The organism is Lentibacillus daqui (assembly GCF_027186265.1).
GTDB lineage: Bacteria > Bacillota > Bacilli > Bacillales > Amphibacillaceae > Lentibacillus_C > Lentibacillus_C daqui.
On the sequence record NZ_CP114176.1, the window covers coordinates 2783082 to 2799091 of the forward strand.

Sequence of the window (16010 nt, forward strand, 5' to 3'; positions counted from 1 at the left end):
TTAACAACTGGTACTTTTCATTATACCAGATATTTGTCATACTTATCACTATATTGGAAAGAAGGAGTGACTTTTGATGACAACATCTTTGCTAACAACAGAAGAATTACAAGCCAAACGACAACAGTATATCCCGCGTGGTGTAAGTAACGGGAATTTGAATATTGCCGCATATGCCAGCGGTGCAACTGTAACAGATATCGAAGGAAAAGAATGGATTGATTTTGCAGGTGCAATTGGTACATTAAATGTCGGCCATACCCATCCAAAAGTAACCGAAGCTGTCAAACAACAAGTTGATCGTTTTCTCCATCCCGGCTTCAATGTGATGATGTATGAAGGGTATATTAATCTAGCCGAGAAATTATGCGAGATTACACCTGGCACATTTGATAAACAAGCGATATTATTGAATTCAGGAGCAGAAGCTGTTGAAAATGCGGTAAAAGCCGCCCGCCGCTATACAGGCAGACAAGCTGTGGTTTCCTTTACCCGTGGTTTCCATGGCCGAACGAATATGACGATGAGTATGACAAGCAAAGTGAAACCATACAAATTTGGCTTTGGCCCCTTTGCACCAGAGGTTTATCAAGCACCATATCCATACACATACCATAAGCCGGATACCATGACAGAGGAAGCTTATGTTGACCAAAAAATTGCTGAATTTGAAGATTTTTTCCTTTCTACAGTAGCACCTGAGACTGTGGCATGTGTGGTTATGGAGCCTGTTCAAGGAGAAGGCGGTTTTGTCATTCCACCGAAAAAATTCGTCCAATTTGTAAGCGATTACTGTAAGGAACATGGCATTGTTTTTGTTGCCGATGAAATTCAGACAGGTTTTGGACGAACCGGAAAATTATTTGCCATCGACCATTTCGATGTCGTACCTGACCTCATTACCGTATCAAAATCATTGGCCGCCGGTCTGCCGTTAAGCGGTGTAGTTGGACGCAATGAAATTTTAAATGCTGCTGAACCCGGTGAATTAGGCGGCACATACGCTGGTAGCCCTGTTGCTTGTGCAGCTGCATTGGCTGTCATCGATGTAATGGAAGAAGAACAGCTATCAGCAAAAGCGGAGACAATCGGACAGAAAATAGAAGATAAATTAAACGAATTAAAGGAGAAACACGCCTATATCGGTGAAGTTCGCCGTCTTGGTGCGATGGTTGCAGCTGAACTGGTTACTGACCGAACAGAAAAACTGCCTAACAAACAAAAAACCAGTGAAATTGTGAAATATGCCAATGACAATGGCCTGTTACTACTTTCGGCTGGACTAAAAGGCAATGTGATCCGCTTTTTGGCACCACTTGTTATTACCAATGAAGAATTAAATAAAGGACTGGACATTTTGGAAAAAGCTTTTGAATAAATTACAGTATCACTTACACATCAGGGGGGAACAACATGAACAAAAAATTTTCCAAATCAATGTCCATGACCGATGTTTTATTTTTAGCAATGGGAGCAATGCTTGGCTGGGGTTGGGTTGTTCTCTCCGGTGAATGGATAACTACTGCCGGATTTTTGGGAAGTGTGATCTCGTTTATCATTGGTGGGCTTTTGGTTATCTTTATTGGCATGACATACGCTGAATTGGCAGCAGCAATACCGGAAACAGGTGGCGGACTTGTTTTTGTGCTACGGGCATTTGGCAAAAGGAGTGCATTTGTTGCGGCATGGGCAGTTCTATTTGGCTATGTGTCTGTCATGACTTTTGAGGCTGTAGCACTACCAACTGTTATAGATTACGTTATCCCCGTCCATCATCAAGTTTATCTATGGTCATTAGGCGGATGGGATGTTTATTTAACGTGGGTGATGATCGGTTCTATTGGGGCCATACTATTAACAGCACTTAACTATTTTGGCATTAAGCCGGCAGCCATTTTCCAGTCCGTGTTTACGGTCGCAATCGTATTAGTTGGAATCCTTTTAGTGTTTGGCGCAATAAAAAATGGGAATATGACTAATGTACAGCCACTTTTTAAGCATGGCGTTGGTGGAACAATGTCCGTACTCATTATGATCCCGTTTTTATTTGTCGGGTTTGACGTTATTCCACAAGTGGCATCGGAAATAAAAGCACCACCAAAAATTATTGGCCGAATATTAATTGTTTCCATTATTACCTCAGTTATTTTCTATTTATTAATTGTTTTCGGGGTTACGGTAGGGCTAACAGATTCGCAACTTGCTGTAACAGAATTGGCAACTGCCGATGCGATGGTGAATTTGTTTGGTAGTCAATGGTTTGGAACACTGCTTGTCTTGGGCGGGGTTGCCGGCATTATAACAAGTTGGAATGCATTTATTATCGGTGCCAGCCGGATTCTTTATGCAATGGCCATTCGTGACATGATTCCAAAATGGTTTGGTTATATTCATCCAAAATACAAAACGCCAACAAATGCGATCGTCTTTTTGGGAGTGTTGGCCTTCCTTGCCCCATTTATGGGAAGACCGGCACTGGTATGGATTGTCAATGCTGGTGGCGTTGGTATTGTTGTCGGGTATCTTATTGTTTCCATTTCATTTTTACAATTACGGAGGGCAGAATCAGATTTACACAGACCATACAAAGTGAAATACTGGCGCACGGTTGGTACACTAGCAATTGTATTAAGTATTCTTTTCATAAGCTTCTATTTACCCGGTATGCCATCTTCACTTAGTTGGCCGAGTGAATGGATTATTCTAGGTATTTGGTGCATCATCGGATTTGGTCTATACATGATACAAACAAAAACAATTAAAGGAGACACTAACAATGTCAAATCAATTCAACGTAACGAACCCAGCCACGGGGGAAGTCATTAAGGAAGTCAAAATGGATAGTGAGGAGGAAATCAAGCAAAAACTGGAGCTTGGACACAAGGCTTTTAAGGAATGGGCAAAAGTCAATGCCCATGAACGCTCCCGTTTACTGCAGGCATGGTCCAACAAAGTAAAAGAAAACAAACAAGAAATCGCTGAAATCATGACCAAGGAAAATGGAAAACCAATGCATGAATCATTAGGCGAAGTGGACTATGCAGCAAGTTATATTGACTGGTATGCCGAAGAAGCAAAACGGATTTACGGCCGTACCATTCCGGCAAATGCGGAATCCAAGCGCATTATTGTCAGTCATCAACCAGTTGGACTTGTCGCAGCAATTACCCCTTGGAACTTCCCGGCTGCCATGATGACCAGAAAAGCGGCACCGGCACTTGCAGCAGGCTGTTCTTTTATTGTCAAACCAGCAGTCGAAACACCGTTAACTGCGATTCGCATCGTCGAACTAGCCCATGAAGCGGGGATTCCCGAGGATGTTGTGCAATGTGTAAATACTCGCGGAAGTGTCGCCGGAGATATTTTTACCAATAGCGATTACGTCCGGAAGATCACGTTTACCGGCTCGACTCCTGTTGGTAAAACGTTGATCAAGAACAGCGCTGACTCGGTTAAGCATGTAACGATGGAATTAGGTGGTCATGCCCCGCTGATCGTTGCAGAGGATGCCGATCTTGACTTTGCCGTAAAACAAACAATCGCAACCAAATTTAGAAATGCCGGACAAACCTGCGTCTGTGCCAACCGGCTGATTATCCATGAAAATGTTGCTGAAGAATATGGTAAAAAGCTGAGAGAAGAAGTGGAAAAACTCAAGGTCGGCAATGGTATGGATGAAGGTACGGATGTTGGACCAATCATCAACAAAAAAGGCTACGATAAGATTGTTGATCAGGTAAACGATGCGGTGGAAAAAGGCGCCGAAGTTTTGGTGGGTAATAAATATGATACTGATGACGACAAAGGCTATTACTTTGTTTATCCAACTGTATTAAAAAATGTCGATGATAACATGGATATCATGCACGAAGAAACATTTGGCCCGATCGCTCCGATTACTACTTTTAAAGAGCTGGACGAAGCGGTAAAAATCGCCAATAATACGCCATACGGTCTGGCAGCCTATTTCTTCACCAATGATTACCGAACCGGGACATACTTACATGATCACCTTGACTTCGGAATTGTTGGCTGGAATGATGGCGGACCATCCGCTGCCCATGCACCATTTGGCGGCATGAAGGAAAGCGGTCTTGGCCGTGAAGGTGGCATCGAAGGAATTGAACCTTATTTGGAAACGAAGTACTTATCGATTGGGAATTTGTAAAACTAAATTTAAAAACCAGAGCTGCATCTTTGTGTAGCTCTGGTTTTATATAGTTGCATCAATGATTTCCATATTTGTCTCCCACTGCTTTCGCCTAAGCATGGTGCTCCTGATCTTGAAGATCTTTATTCTTATATTTTCCCAATATGAAAACACTCGAAAAATCCCTTATTAATTACAGTATAAATGATTGCAATATGTTACAATAAACATAATAGACTGGCTTCGCATGAGGGGTTTGGTAGCACTGTCGACCTGCCGTTAGTCTTCGTTGGGAGACTTCCCGGGGAGGGAGGTGCTTACCAATGGACATTGTTAGTGCACTAACGCTGATGATATCTTTCGGGATGTTGGTGGCGTTTATTATGTCTGACAAAAACCATAAAAAATAATCCCTCATGCACTTTAGCCGGTAAGTGAGGGATTATTTTCCTGAGCTACCAACCCCTCTTGTCGGGGTTCAGTCTATTGTGACCGTTCCATGTATCAGCATGGACGGTCTTTATTATTGTATGCACTTATAACTTTTCTATGTTCATTATACCACGAAATTAATGTTTGTACACATTTTTATCCTGTTATTCCAATATTCATTTTACGGCTCAATTTACAAAAACGCCATTTGTTTAACATGGATTAAAACAGGCATTTGTAACCCGCTTGGTTGAACTATCTTCATTTTAAACGTTTATAAGAAAAGGGATTTATTGTTTTGGGATGTATCCCCCACTTCGATTAATTTTTGAAAAGGTAAGTAGAAGTGGGGGCATTATTTAAAAACACAAATTGCGTCGCCCCTACGCATGTTCCCTGGCAACCCCTTTCCACACAAAGGTGAGGCCAACACCTATGGCCAGTAATATAGCTGCGAAGTAAAAAGGAAAATCCAAATTGATATCGAACAAAAGCCCACCAATCACTGGCCCGATCACGTTACCGATACTCGTAAACATGGAGTTCATCCCGGCAACAAAGCCTTGCTCATTTCCCGCAATCCTTGACAGGTAATTAGTAACAGTCGGACGCATTAAGTCAAAACCGACAAAAATAGTTACTGTAACAAGCAATATTGTGTAATATTCGTGCACGAAGGTCATTATTAACACCAAAACTGTCGAGAAAATCAAGCAGTAACGGATTAACCGAATCTCTCCAAACCATTTGATAAAGTAACCAAAAAAGACAACCTGAAATACCGCACCTAATATACCGCCACCCGAAATCATAATGGCAATATCTGTCGGTGTAAAACCAAATTTATGGTCGGCAAACAAGGAAAATAACGATTCAAACGATGACAGACCAAACGAAAAAATAAAGATAATCAAAAAAGAAATAAGATAGACTGGTGTAAATATTCGCTTCCAGCCCGTTGTTTGTGCTCCCGGCACCTGTTGTACAGCGTCATGATGCCGCTCAGGCTCATGCAGTAAAATAACCGAAAATACAACCGCCACCAACGCAAAACCAGCAGCAAAGAAAAATGGTACCCTGGTTCCAATCCCTGCCAAAAAACCTCCTACTCCTGGTCCGATGATAAATCCTGTGTTAATGGCCGCTGACATATATCCAAGTGCTTTTGGGCGGTATTCAAGCGAAGTAATATCGGCAATATAAGCCGTAACCGCGGACATGATAAAAGCTGCACTGACACCGCCAAACATGCGCGAAATGAATAGTACAACAACATCCTGCCCAATACCGAATAGAAATTCAGAAAAGGCAAAGATGACCAATCCAATTACAATCATTCTCTTCCGCCCCAAACGATCCACCCATTTTCCGGCAATCGGTGAAGCCAGCAGCTGTAAAAAGGCAAATGCCGCAACAAGATATCCAGCAATTGAACCGGATAAATGTAATTCATTTATAATGGTTGGCACAACGGGAATAACAAGACTAACTCCCAAAAATGCCAAAAATAAATTTGCTAATACGATGATAAGCGCCATTTTGTTTTTTTCCATACCATGTTACTCCTTTTCAAAAACTGTAACACGTAAATTAAACCCTTCCCTGAAGGAAGAGCCGAACTTTTTTCCCGTGCCTTGGTTGTTAATAAAAAAATAAAGATCAATTACAGTATGCGTAAAATGTGTAAAAACATGATTATACATATCAGATTGAAGAGCTGTTCCTTATTTCACCAATTTAATCCACACCTGATTGTACTACATTTCAATCCAAAAAGTCACTATTTTTTTTTATAAAAACAACAAATAGGCTCCTGCCACCAAAAAAAGACCATCCAAGCTCGCTACGGAACGCTTGGACAGTCATATGTCCCATGATGAATCTTGATTAATTTTACTTTAAAAGGGTGTTTGGATAACCCTGAAAAGGATGGTACCTTTTCAGCTAATTTCAACTGAACGTATTTAAACATCGGTTCCTAATATTAAGCCACCATCTATAACAATTTCAGCACCGTTGCAATAAGAACTTTCATCAGATGCGAGAAAGGCTATTACCCGTGTAATATCATCTGGTTTTCCAATTCTGCCTAATGGGATCGAGTTACCCCAATTTAATTACCGTTTAGCCATAAAAGCGGCGAGGGACTTTGCCTGCCGCTTCATCTTCATCATTATCCTATAAAAGTCCAACAATCTTCAGACCATGAAAAACACCATTGTGATTGACATCTTTGGTTATATGCTTGGCTGCTTCTTTAACTGGAGGCTCAGCATTTCCCATCGCCACACTGTTCGGAATGAATTTTAGCATCTCTATATCGTTTAACCCATCCCCAAAAGCATATGCATGTTGCAGATCAATGCCAAGATGATGAATCAAATTTTTAATTCCATTTGCTTTCGAGCCACCATTTGGCAAAACATCTACCGAATAACGATGCCAACGAATAAATTCAAACTGACGGAACTTTTCTCTATACTGTTGTTCGGCTTCCCCATCACAAAATAATAATGCTTGATAAATATCACGATTGCGATAATAATTAGGATCAAAAGTAACGGGTTGGTTGATTTTTAAAGAGGTGATCGCTTCTTCCAGGAATGGATGATGTTCCACACTTGAGCGCCAATCTTCATGATCAAGGTAAACCAATGGATGCTTACTGTTAGTTGCTTCCTCGTTTAAATGACTTAAAGCTGTGAAATCCAGCTGATTTTTATAGATTACTTGATTGTTGTAGACGACATATTGCCCATTAAGACTGACATATGTTGTTATATTTAATGCTTCTCTTAAATCTTTAAAAGCAAATGGTGCGCGTCCGGTAGCAATTGCAACAATATGCCCGTCATCCTGTAATTGTTGAACCGCTTCTCGCGTAGAATCGGGCAACTCTTTTTCATCATCTAGCAATGTACTGTCTATATCAAAAAAAATAATGTTTCGAGTCATCTTACTCTCCCCTATTCTCTCTCATATTTTAGTATTTGTCTTTTAAACATTATCGTGATTACCTTCCTGCATCACTTCATTGGAACTTTTTCGGTGATCATAATATTTGGAAATACGAATTTTATATTCCAGATTATTTCTATAATTCCTGGAAAATACACATCCGTAAAGAAGATCCAACAAAAACGAGATGGAATCATTCGAACTAAAGCTGCCTATTTTGGAGTACAATTTTTCTCGAGTAGTAATTCTGAAAATACAGTCCGCGTATGTTGTTAAGGTATTATCTCCTATACTTGTTAAGGCAATGATAGGAGTCCCCTTCTTCCTTAACATCGGTAATAAACCAATAATACCAGAAGTCTCCCCAGTATAGGAAATAACAATAGCACAAGTATTCGAATTGCAGCTGGCTGCCTCATACCCTTGATCTACTGTACAAAGATTGACCTTTTTGCCAATCCGAACCATCTGTGATTTAAAATCATGACAGATGTCCAGGTTGTTGTTCAACGAAAATATCTTGATTTCTTCTGCTTGATTCAAAAGATCTGTTGCCTTTTGTAATTCATCATTGTTTATTAAGGATAACGTGTCACTAATGGTCATTTGATTCAATACAGCCATTTTGTTGGCAATGGTCATTACATTATCTTGTTCGCTAAAAGGATAATTTGCATCAATATGATTAAAATGGCTGTTCAGATAGTCAATTTCTTCAAGAAAAATATTTCTCAGCTCGACCCATCCGTTGTATCCAAGTTTTTTGGCAACTCTTATTAATGTAGAGGGATGCGTATACGTTTCTTTCGCGATCTGTTTTGCTGTTTTACCTTGAATATTTTCCCTCTGTTCAAACATATAACGAACGATTCCTTTTTCAGATGGAGAGAAAATATCTCCTTTCATTTTTTCCGTCAATAACATATCAATCACCACTTATACTATAACACGACCCGCCGTAAATAGCATTTACAAAAATAATGGATTTTTGTAAATGGATTTGTAAACGGCAAAGGATTTGTTCGCTGTTCTCTTGTTTCCCATTCCGACCCTTTTATAATAGAAAGAAAGAGGAGGAATGATGTATGGCAAACGGTGTAAAAATTGTAACCATTGGTGGAGGAAGCAGCTATACTCCGGAATTGATGGAAGGATTTATTAACAGATATGAAGAACTTCCAATCAGAGAAATTTGGCTTGTTGATATAGAAGATGGCAAGGAAAAGCTGGACATTGTTGCCAAGATGGCGCAAAGAATGTGGGATGCTTCTCCTTATGATGTGAAAGTTCATACAACATTGGATCGTCGCAAAGCATTAAAAGATGCTGACTTTGTAACCACTCAATTTAGAGTTGGTTTATTAAATGCCCGGGTAAAAGATGAAAGAATTCCTTTATCCTATGGTATGACGGGACAAGAAACCAACGGGGCTGGCGGGATTTTCAAGGCATTTAGGACCATCCCGGTTATTTTAAACATTGTGGAAGATATGAAGGAATTATGCCCGAATGCCTGGTTAATCAACTTTACGAACCCGAGTGGAATGGTAACGGATGCCATTATTCGTTACGGTAAATGGGAAAAAGTTATTGGCTTGTGTAATGTTCCAGTTGGCGCCATGATGGCCGAACCAGAATTAATCGGAAAAACTTTGGATGAACTTATTTATTCCTTTGCCGGCTTAAATCACTTCCACTGGCATCGCGTGAAAGATTTACAAGGAAATGATGTTACTTCTGAAATCATTGATAAAATGTATGGTAATGATTCGGGTATTCCGGCAAATATTCATGATACACCATTCTTTATTGAACAACTGAAACAGATGAACATGATCCCTTGTGGCTATCATCGTTATTACTACCGCTATGAAGAAATGTTGCAACACATGCTGGAAGAATACAATGATCCAAATGTTGGTACGAGGGCCCAGCAAGTGAAACAAACAGAAGCAGAATTGTTTGAGTTGTATAAGGATCCAAATTTAAATTATAAACCTGAACAATTATCAAAACGTGGTGGTGCCCATTACTCGGATGCCGCTTGCGAAACCATTACTTCTATCTATGCCAACAAAAATACCCATATGGTTGTTTCAACGAAGAATAACGGCGCTGTTCCTGATTTGGCTCCAGATGACGTTGTCGAAGTTTCTGCCTATATCGGTGCAGCAGGAGCAAGACCAATTGCTTTCGGCTCGCTTCAACCAGCTGAAAAAGGTTGGCTGCAATTAATGAAGAATATGGAGTTATGTGTGGAAGAAGCAGCAGTAACCGGCGACTACGGTTTGGCATTACAAGCATTCACTATCAACCCACTCATTCCTAGTGGTGAAACTGCAAAGCGTGTTTTAGATGAACTATTGATTGCCCATAAAAAATATTTACCACAGTTTGCAGGAAAAATTGTGGAATTGGAAGCAGATGGACTCACCGTTAAAGATGAAGTAGCCGGAAATTTGAACTAAAAACGTAATGCCTTATATGATAAAGAAGCAATGAGGATTACTCGTAAATGATCCATCATTAATTTTGAGGTAAAAACCATATAGCGCCTTACCAGTTGTCTAAATCCAACTGGTAAGGCGCTATATATGAACTCTAAACTATCATACGAGGTGCATACAAATGAAAAAAACATTATATCTAATGAGGCATGGACAAACTATATTTAATGTGAGAAGGAAAATTCAAGGTTGGTGTGACTCACCACTTACAAAATTAGGAATCAAACAAGCAGAGACTGCCGCAAAGTATTTTAAGGAGCACAATATAGTTTTCGATGATGCCTATAGCTCCACATCTGAAAGAGCCTGTGATACTTTGGAAATTGTGACCGACACACCTTATACGAGATTAAAAGGTTTAAAGGAATGGAATTTTGGAACATTTGAAGGTGAGAGTGAGGACTTAAACCCACCACTTCCCTATGAGGATTTCTTTGTTACCTTTGGCGGAGAAGGACAAACCGAATTTCAAAAAAGGGTTGCTGAAACATGTCAAAACATAATGGAAGAAGATAATAAAGTTGTTTTAGCCGTATCCCATGGAGCAGCTTGTAGAAATTTCATGAGATACTGGGAACATACTAGTTCCATTACGCAACAAGAAAAGATTGGCAATTGTTGTATTTTGAAATTTGAATACGAGAATAATGAATTTGAATTAGTTGAAATTATTAATCATGATTTTAGTAAACTATGAGCCCAAACGTTTTTTTAAAATAAGGAGAAAATTATATGATTAAATTGGTGCTATCTGATATGGATGGAACGTTCTTAAATAATGGTGGTGACTTTAACAGGGAACTATACAAGGATGTCAAAAGGCTAATGAAAGAAAAAGGCGTTGTTTTTGCTCCAGTTACCGGTAAACAATGTGAACGTGTTGAAGAGTTATTTGGTAATGATGCACATGATTTATGGATCCTAGGGGATAGTGCCACCCGAATCAAGCATAACGGCGAATTTGTTTATGAATCCTTGCTAAGCAATCAATTAGGACTGGAAATTATCCGTTTACTTGAGGAAATAAGCTTGGATCATACCATTATTGCGTGTACAAGAAATTGTGCGGTTATAAAAGATAACACTCCTCAAGAAGAAGCTGCTATTGTCAGAAAGTCCTATGCTCAAGTAAAGCAAGTATCCGATTTTAATGAGATTCAAGAGGATTTTGTTAAGATTACCGTCCACGATCCAGCCCTTCGATGTTTCGAAACCAGGGAAAAACTATCTCGCTTTTTCGGGTCAGCTTATATTGTCGCATCGGAAGCAGCCTGGATTGACATAGCTAATGCCAATGTTCATAAAGGCACCACCGTTGAACACCTACAGCAGTTATTGCAAGTAACGCCGGAAGAAACGATGGCATTTGGAGACGGCTACAATGATATAGAGCTCATGACCCGCAGTACCTATAGCTTTGCTGTCCGAAATGCGGTTCAAGATACAAAAGATGCTGCGAATTTCATTACCCGTTCCAATGAAGAAGACGGTGTTCTGAGGACGATTATTCAAATGTTAACTTTACAAGAAAGCAGGTCATCATGTGGAAATTGAAAAAGAAAACATGTTGGCTGAAGAAATGTAAACCCTGTATTTATTAATGCCACTTACGCCTTATAAAAGAAGCGCCCCGAGATAAAATCAGGGCGTTTCTTATTATTTTCTATTTTATTTCGAGGTTGTGAATAATTTCGGTTGACTTACTGGCCTTAATCAAATTAACGCATCTTCACCTTTTTCTTGCTTAACTAGCTTCTTATCATACATTTTAATGAATGGCAACCAAATGAGAAATGCTGCTATAGCACAAATCAATGCAACAATGATCGCTATATAGTCTCCGCCTGTACTAATAAAGGCTCCCGCACCTCCCGGGGTAGGCCATGGCATCTGTGCAATAATTGGTTGAACAATATTTAGTTTAATTGTCCAATAACCTATTGATGCGGAAACCATTGGTGCTAAAAAGAAAGGAATAGCCAAGAATGGATTATATACAATCGGTAATCCAAATATCAATGGTTCATTAATATTAAAAATACCGGGAGCAATAGCTGATTTGCCTAAGACGCTTAATTGTTTCGACTTGGCTAAAAATGCAATAAAAATACATAACCCCAAAGTAGAACCAGAACCGCCTATAACAACGAACGCGTTTTGAAACTCACCTGCAAATGGAATACTTGCTCCATTTATATTCGCTTGCAGATTTGTAAGAACGACCGGTGTCAGTATTCCTGAAATAATAGTTGCCCCATGTATACCAACAATCCAAAGTGCATGGATTATGAAGAAAATCACTAAAATACCTACCCAGCTGTTTGTTAAATGAACAACAAATCCAAAAGGAATTGCTACTAGTTTAAATATATCAGTACCTAACACAACTAATACACCGTTAATTAGGATGACAACGAAAGAAACTACGAATGCTGGTATTAATGCGGTAAATGATCTGCTAACACCTTCTGGTACCTGATCAGGCATTTTGATAACCCAGTTTCGTTTCACACACAATCTGTATAATTGTACGGATATAATAGCCATAATGATCGCTGTGAACACTCCTGTAGCATCCAAACGACTTACTCCATCCGCTACCATTTCCCATCCATTAACAATTATATTGTCATCACCCATTTTGTCTATTAAAGACATTTCTCCATTTTTCCAAACTAACTGAGGAACGGTCATAAAAAATGCAAACAAAGTTAGTAAAGCGCCATTTAAGGGATTTAGATTTAACTCTTCTTCGTCAGCAAATATTTTTGTATACTCATATCCCACTACAAGGCCGAAATATAACGCTAATATCCCCATAGTTGCCTTATTCGCCAGCATATACAAGTCACTAAATCTAAAAAACGTATTGTCAAAAAAGCCTTCTAAAAATGTAAACGTCTCCGGTAATACATTTAACACTAGGAACATCGAACCTACGATTACAAACGGGATAGAAGCCATGCCCGCAGCCATAATTGCACGTACAAAACGCCAGGATGCTACTTTACCCATCGGACCCATTAGATATTTTTCCAAAAGAGCAAATACTTTACTTTCATTTTCTTCTGCCATAGGAATACCCCATTTCCTTATACATTAATAGCTTCTTCATATTTCTTGATACGTTTATAATGCTTATCCTCATTATGTTTAATCTTGTATAAACGATGGAGAACAAATGAACTTAATAGTATCCCAATAGTCAAAATAACCAAAACTAATATTCTAGACTTCTCTTGATCTAAGAGAAAAGGATATAATTGAGTGAAAGACATAGAAAAACAAGTCGGTATTATTAACATCACATTTGTACCGAACAAAATGATAAAGCAATATTTTGTATACTTGGCATTATTGGTATGGTCACTATACATTTTCACTTGTTCCGCTACACTAATGACGATTACGATCATTAACATCAACGGGATGAAATATAGCGAAGAATCACTCATTAACAGTGAAATTAGCCAGTATACATTCGTGAAAAAAAATAATGCAGAAACATATCTAACAAGTAAATACCTGTTAAAATACATGGATTTAATACTTGTTTCTTTTCTATTTTTTTCTACTAGTTCCCTTCCATTGTTTTCCATATATAAATCCCTCATTTTTCCATTTTCGCAAGTCTTTCATATAGAGATGACATTTCCAGTGCAACCTCTCTCAATGTCATCGTTGTCATTAAGTGATCTTGTGCATGAACCATAATAATTTCCATATTGATTTTTTCTCCAGAAGAATAATGTTGTAATAATGATGTTTGGGATTGATGTGCGATCAATAATTCATCATTTGCTTCTTCCAGCTTGGTTGCAGCGTTTTCAAATTCATTATTTCTCATCATTTTAAAGGCTTCATGAATCATTGTTCTTGATGAGCCGCTATGCAATATAATTTCAAAGGCAACGCTTTGAATTTGTTCTTGATCCACCAATATCTTCCTCTCTTATATCAAAGTTGCAATCATAATTCTTTTATACGTCAAGTGGGCTAGAAATAGGTTCAACTGCCCGCTGAAAAAAATTGCTCCACTTTAGAACTTTATACGATAAGTGGAATGAAACACAATGTAACGAGCAATTGATCCTGTTTGATGAAATGATTTATTTTTTCCTTCTAATTGATCATCATTAATTTGGAAGTTCCTCCAAGATTAAGTTGCCTAATTTCTCAATGCCCATAGGAATCGGAACGTATGCCTGCGGTGGAATGTTTACAACCGGCTTACCCGCACGATCACCAGCTGCTTTGAGATTTTTAAAGTACATTTTTGTTTGAGGACTCACTAAGAATAAATCAAAGTCACTGTTTTCAATCTTCTTACTGCCTTCCGTAGCAGAAACGGCATCTACTTCAATATCATGGTCTTTACTTTTTAGATACTCCGTTGCCTTCTTTGCCAATAAAGAAGATGACATACCACCTGCACAAATAATTAAAACTTGTTTCATCCTGCATTCCTCCATTACATTATATTTTTTTAAATAGCTATGCTTCTTGCTACAACTTCTCACCATTTGAACCGATAACATCTTTATACCAGTAGAAAGAATCTTTGCGATAACGCTCTAAAGTACCATTACCATCATTATCTTTATCAACATAGATAAATCCGTACCGTTTTTTCATTTCGCCAGTACCCGCTGATACTAGATCAATACATCCCCATGGGGTATATCCCATTAAATCAACACCGTCTTCATCCACGGCTTTAATCATTTGTTCGATGTGTGCCCTAAGATATCCAATGCGATAATCATCGTGAATCTTGCCGTCTTCTGCAAATTCATCAACTGCACCCAATCCATTTTCTACAATAAAGAGTGGTAAATGATACATATCGGTAAACCAGTTTAAGGCATAACGCAGACCTTCTGGATCAATTGCCCACCCCCAATCCGAAGTTTTAACATATTCGTTTTCAACTTTATCGCGCGACTCATTATAGTCATATTCTTCATTAGATTGTTTATGGCTGATTGTAAATGACATGTAGTAACTGAAGCCGATATAATCTACCGTACCTTTCTTCAAGACTTCCAAATCTTCTTTGGTAATATCCAAATTAAATTTTTTACGCTCAAAATACCTTGTCATGTGTCCAGGATATTCTCCATGAACATGAACATCTGCAAAGTAATAACGTTTTTGCATTGCCTTTTGCGCCATTAAAATATCTTTTGGATGAGAAGTTGATGGATAAATCGGGCACATCGCAATCATACATCCGATTTGGAAATCAGGATTGATCGCATGACCAATATTTACTGCCTTTGCACTTGCCACGAGCTCGTAATGCGCAGCTTGATACATAATGCTTTCGCGATCTTCACCATCTTTATATTTCACGCCAGAGTTTGTAAAAGGCGCGAAATCTTCATGAAAATTTGCCTGGTTATTAATTTCGTTAAATGTCATCCAATACTTCACTTTGTCTTTATAGCGCTCGAAACATACGCGTGCAAAGTTAGTGAAGAAATCAACTAATTTACGATTCCTAAAACCGCCATATTCTGTAACCAGATGGTATGGCATTTCAAAGTGAGACAATGTAACAACCGGTTCAATACCATGCTTTAAACACTCATCAAATAAGTCATCATAAAATTTTAACCCTTCTTCATTCGGCTCAGCTTCATCACCATTTGGGAAAATACGTGACCAAGCGATGGAGGTTCTAAAACATTTAAAACCCATTTCGGCAAACAATGCAATATCCTCTTTGTATCGATGATAGAAGTCAATAGCTTCATGGTTTGGATAATTTTTACCTTCAATCACGCCATCTGTAATTTCACGAGGTACACCATGTGCGCCTTTGGTCATAACGTCAGCAACACTAACCCCTTTGCCGCCTTCTTTCCAAGCACCTTCTAGTTGATGCGCGGCGACAGCGCCACCCCATAGGAAACTATCAGGTAGTTTTGACATCGGAAATCCACTCCTTCTTATATCTT

Annotated in this window: 14 protein-coding genes and 1 pseudogene; 6 read left to right on the forward strand and 9 right to left on the reverse strand. The window is 38.9% G+C overall.

Annotated elements, in window-relative coordinates; translation table 11 throughout:
• Positions 1–76 precede the first annotated feature (76 nt).
• Genes gabT through O2S85_RS14125 form a run of 3 tightly spaced genes read left to right on the forward strand, consistent with a single transcriptional unit; the run spans position 77 to position 4168 of the window.
• A complete protein-coding gene (gabT, locus tag O2S85_RS14115; RefSeq protein ID WP_269409939.1) occupies positions 77–1378 on the forward strand; it encodes a 4-aminobutyrate--2-oxoglutarate transaminase in 1302 nt (433 codons plus the stop codon).
• Positions 1379–1413: 35 nt separating this feature from the next.
• Positions 1414–2826, forward strand: a complete 1413-nt coding sequence (locus tag O2S85_RS14120; protein ID WP_269409940.1) for an APC family permease — start codon at positions 1414–1416, stop codon at positions 2824–2826.
• A complete protein-coding gene (locus O2S85_RS14125; protein WP_269409941.1) occupies positions 2777–4168 on the forward strand; it encodes an NAD-dependent succinate-semialdehyde dehydrogenase in 1392 nt (463 codons plus the stop codon). The genes O2S85_RS14120 and O2S85_RS14125 overlap by 50 nt, the downstream gene beginning before the upstream one ends.
• Before the next feature lie 797 nt (positions 4169–4965).
• Here O2S85_RS14125 and O2S85_RS14130 read toward each other — a convergent pair.
• The 4 genes and pseudogenes from O2S85_RS14130 to O2S85_RS14145 all read right to left on the reverse strand — a co-directional run bounded on the left by O2S85_RS14130 (position 4966) and on the right by O2S85_RS14145 (position 8446).
• Positions 4966–6135: an MFS transporter gene (locus tag O2S85_RS14130; protein WP_269409942.1), complete on the reverse strand. Its 1170-nt coding sequence runs from the start codon at positions 6133–6135 to the stop codon at positions 4966–4968.
• A 411-nt stretch (positions 6136–6546) separates the two neighbouring features.
• Positions 6547–6687 (reverse strand): annotated as a pseudogene (locus O2S85_RS14135) (SDR family oxidoreductase); the annotation flags it as partial.
• A gap of 73 nt (positions 6688–6760) precedes the next feature.
• A complete protein-coding gene (locus O2S85_RS14140; protein ID WP_269409943.1) occupies positions 6761–7537 on the reverse strand; it encodes a Cof-type HAD-IIB family hydrolase in 777 nt (258 codons plus the stop codon).
• Between the two features lie 42 nt (positions 7538–7579).
• The gene (locus O2S85_RS14145) at positions 7580–8446 is read right to left on the reverse strand and encodes a MurR/RpiR family transcriptional regulator (protein ID WP_269409944.1); all 867 of its coding nucleotides are present in this window, start codon (positions 8444–8446) and stop codon (positions 7580–7582) included.
• A gap of 179 nt (positions 8447–8625) precedes the next feature.
• Here O2S85_RS14145 and O2S85_RS14150 point away from each other — a divergent pair, with 179 nt between their 5' ends.
• The 3 genes from O2S85_RS14150 (at position 8626) to O2S85_RS14160 (ending at position 11601) form a co-directional block, all read left to right on the forward strand.
• Positions 8626–10008, forward strand: coding sequence for a 6-phospho-beta-glucosidase (locus O2S85_RS14150; protein WP_269409945.1), 1383 nt, complete (start codon positions 8626–8628; stop codon positions 10006–10008).
• A 160-nt stretch (positions 10009–10168) separates the two neighbouring features.
• The gene (locus tag O2S85_RS14155) at positions 10169–10744 is read left to right on the forward strand and encodes a histidine phosphatase family protein (protein WP_269409946.1); all 576 of its coding nucleotides are present in this window, start codon (positions 10169–10171) and stop codon (positions 10742–10744) included.
• Between the two features lie 35 nt (positions 10745–10779).
• Positions 10780–11601 carry an HAD family hydrolase gene (locus tag O2S85_RS14160; RefSeq protein ID WP_269409947.1) on the forward strand — a complete coding sequence of 274 codons (822 nt, stop codon included), beginning with the start codon at positions 10780–10782 and terminating at the stop codon, positions 11599–11601.
• Between the two features lie 159 nt (positions 11602–11760).
• Here O2S85_RS14160 and celB read toward each other — a convergent pair whose 3' ends face one another.
• From celB to O2S85_RS14185, 5 genes are all read right to left on the reverse strand, one after another.
• Positions 11761–13122, reverse strand: coding sequence for a PTS cellobiose transporter subunit IIC (celB, locus tag O2S85_RS14165; protein ID WP_269409948.1), 1362 nt, complete (start codon positions 13120–13122; stop codon positions 11761–11763).
• Positions 13123–13139: 17 nt separating this feature from the next.
• Positions 13140–13502 (reverse strand): hypothetical protein, encoded by a 363-nt coding sequence (locus tag O2S85_RS14170; protein WP_269409949.1) that lies wholly within the window; start codon positions 13500–13502, stop codon positions 13140–13142.
• 155 nt (positions 13503–13657) lie between these two features.
• On the reverse strand, positions 13658–13984 hold the full coding sequence (locus tag O2S85_RS14175; RefSeq protein WP_269409950.1) for a PTS cellobiose transporter subunit IIA: 327 nt from the start codon (positions 13982–13984) through the stop codon (positions 13658–13660).
• Between the two features lie 199 nt (positions 13985–14183).
• Complete coding sequence (locus O2S85_RS14180) at positions 14184–14504, reverse strand: PTS cellobiose transporter subunit IIB (protein ID WP_269409951.1); 321 nt, start codon at positions 14502–14504, stop codon at positions 14184–14186.
• 49 nt (positions 14505–14553) lie between these two features.
• Positions 14554–15984 carry a 6-phospho-beta-glucosidase gene (locus O2S85_RS14185; RefSeq protein ID WP_269409952.1) on the reverse strand — a complete coding sequence of 477 codons (1431 nt, stop codon included), beginning with the start codon at positions 15982–15984 and terminating at the stop codon, positions 14554–14556.
• Positions 15985–16010: the final 26 nt, after the last annotated feature.

Excerpts from the sequence above, each read along its gene's own strand:
- gabT (WP_269409939.1), top strand. The coding sequence starts at position 77 with ATGACAACATCTTTGCTAACAACAGAAGAATTACAAGCCAAACGACAA.
- O2S85_RS14120 (WP_269409940.1), top strand. The coding sequence starts at position 1,414 with ATGAACAAAAAATTTTCCAAATCAATGTCCATGACCGATGTTTTATTT.
- O2S85_RS14125 (WP_269409941.1), top strand. The coding sequence starts at position 2,777 with ATGTCAAATCAATTCAACGTAACGAACCCAGCCACGGGGGAAGTCATT.
- O2S85_RS14130 (WP_269409942.1), bottom strand. The coding sequence starts at position 6,135 with ATGGAAAAAAACAAAATGGCGCTTATCATCGTATTAGCAAATTTATTT.
- O2S85_RS14140 (WP_269409943.1), bottom strand. The coding sequence starts at position 7,537 with ATGACTCGAAACATTATTTTTTTTGATATAGACAGTACATTGCTAGAT.
- O2S85_RS14145 (WP_269409944.1), bottom strand. The coding sequence starts at position 8,446 with ATGAAAGGAGATATTTTCTCTCCATCTGAAAAAGGAATCGTTCGTTAT.
- O2S85_RS14150 (WP_269409945.1), top strand. The coding sequence starts at position 8,626 with ATGGCAAACGGTGTAAAAATTGTAACCATTGGTGGAGGAAGCAGCTAT.
- O2S85_RS14155 (WP_269409946.1), top strand. The coding sequence starts at position 10,169 with ATGAAAAAAACATTATATCTAATGAGGCATGGACAAACTATATTTAAT.
- O2S85_RS14160 (WP_269409947.1), top strand. The coding sequence starts at position 10,780 with ATGATTAAATTGGTGCTATCTGATATGGATGGAACGTTCTTAAATAAT.
- celB (WP_269409948.1), bottom strand. The coding sequence starts at position 13,122 with ATGGCAGAAGAAAATGAAAGTAAAGTATTTGCTCTTTTGGAAAAATAT.
- O2S85_RS14170 (WP_269409949.1), bottom strand. The coding sequence starts at position 13,502 with ATGAGTGATTCTTCGCTATATTTCATCCCGTTGATGTTAATGATCGTA.
- O2S85_RS14180 (WP_269409951.1), bottom strand. The coding sequence starts at position 14,504 with ATGAAACAAGTTTTAATTATTTGTGCAGGTGGTATGTCATCTTCTTTA.
- O2S85_RS14185 (WP_269409952.1), bottom strand. The coding sequence starts at position 15,984 with ATGTCAAAACTACCTGATAGTTTCCTATGGGGTGGCGCTGTCGCCGCG.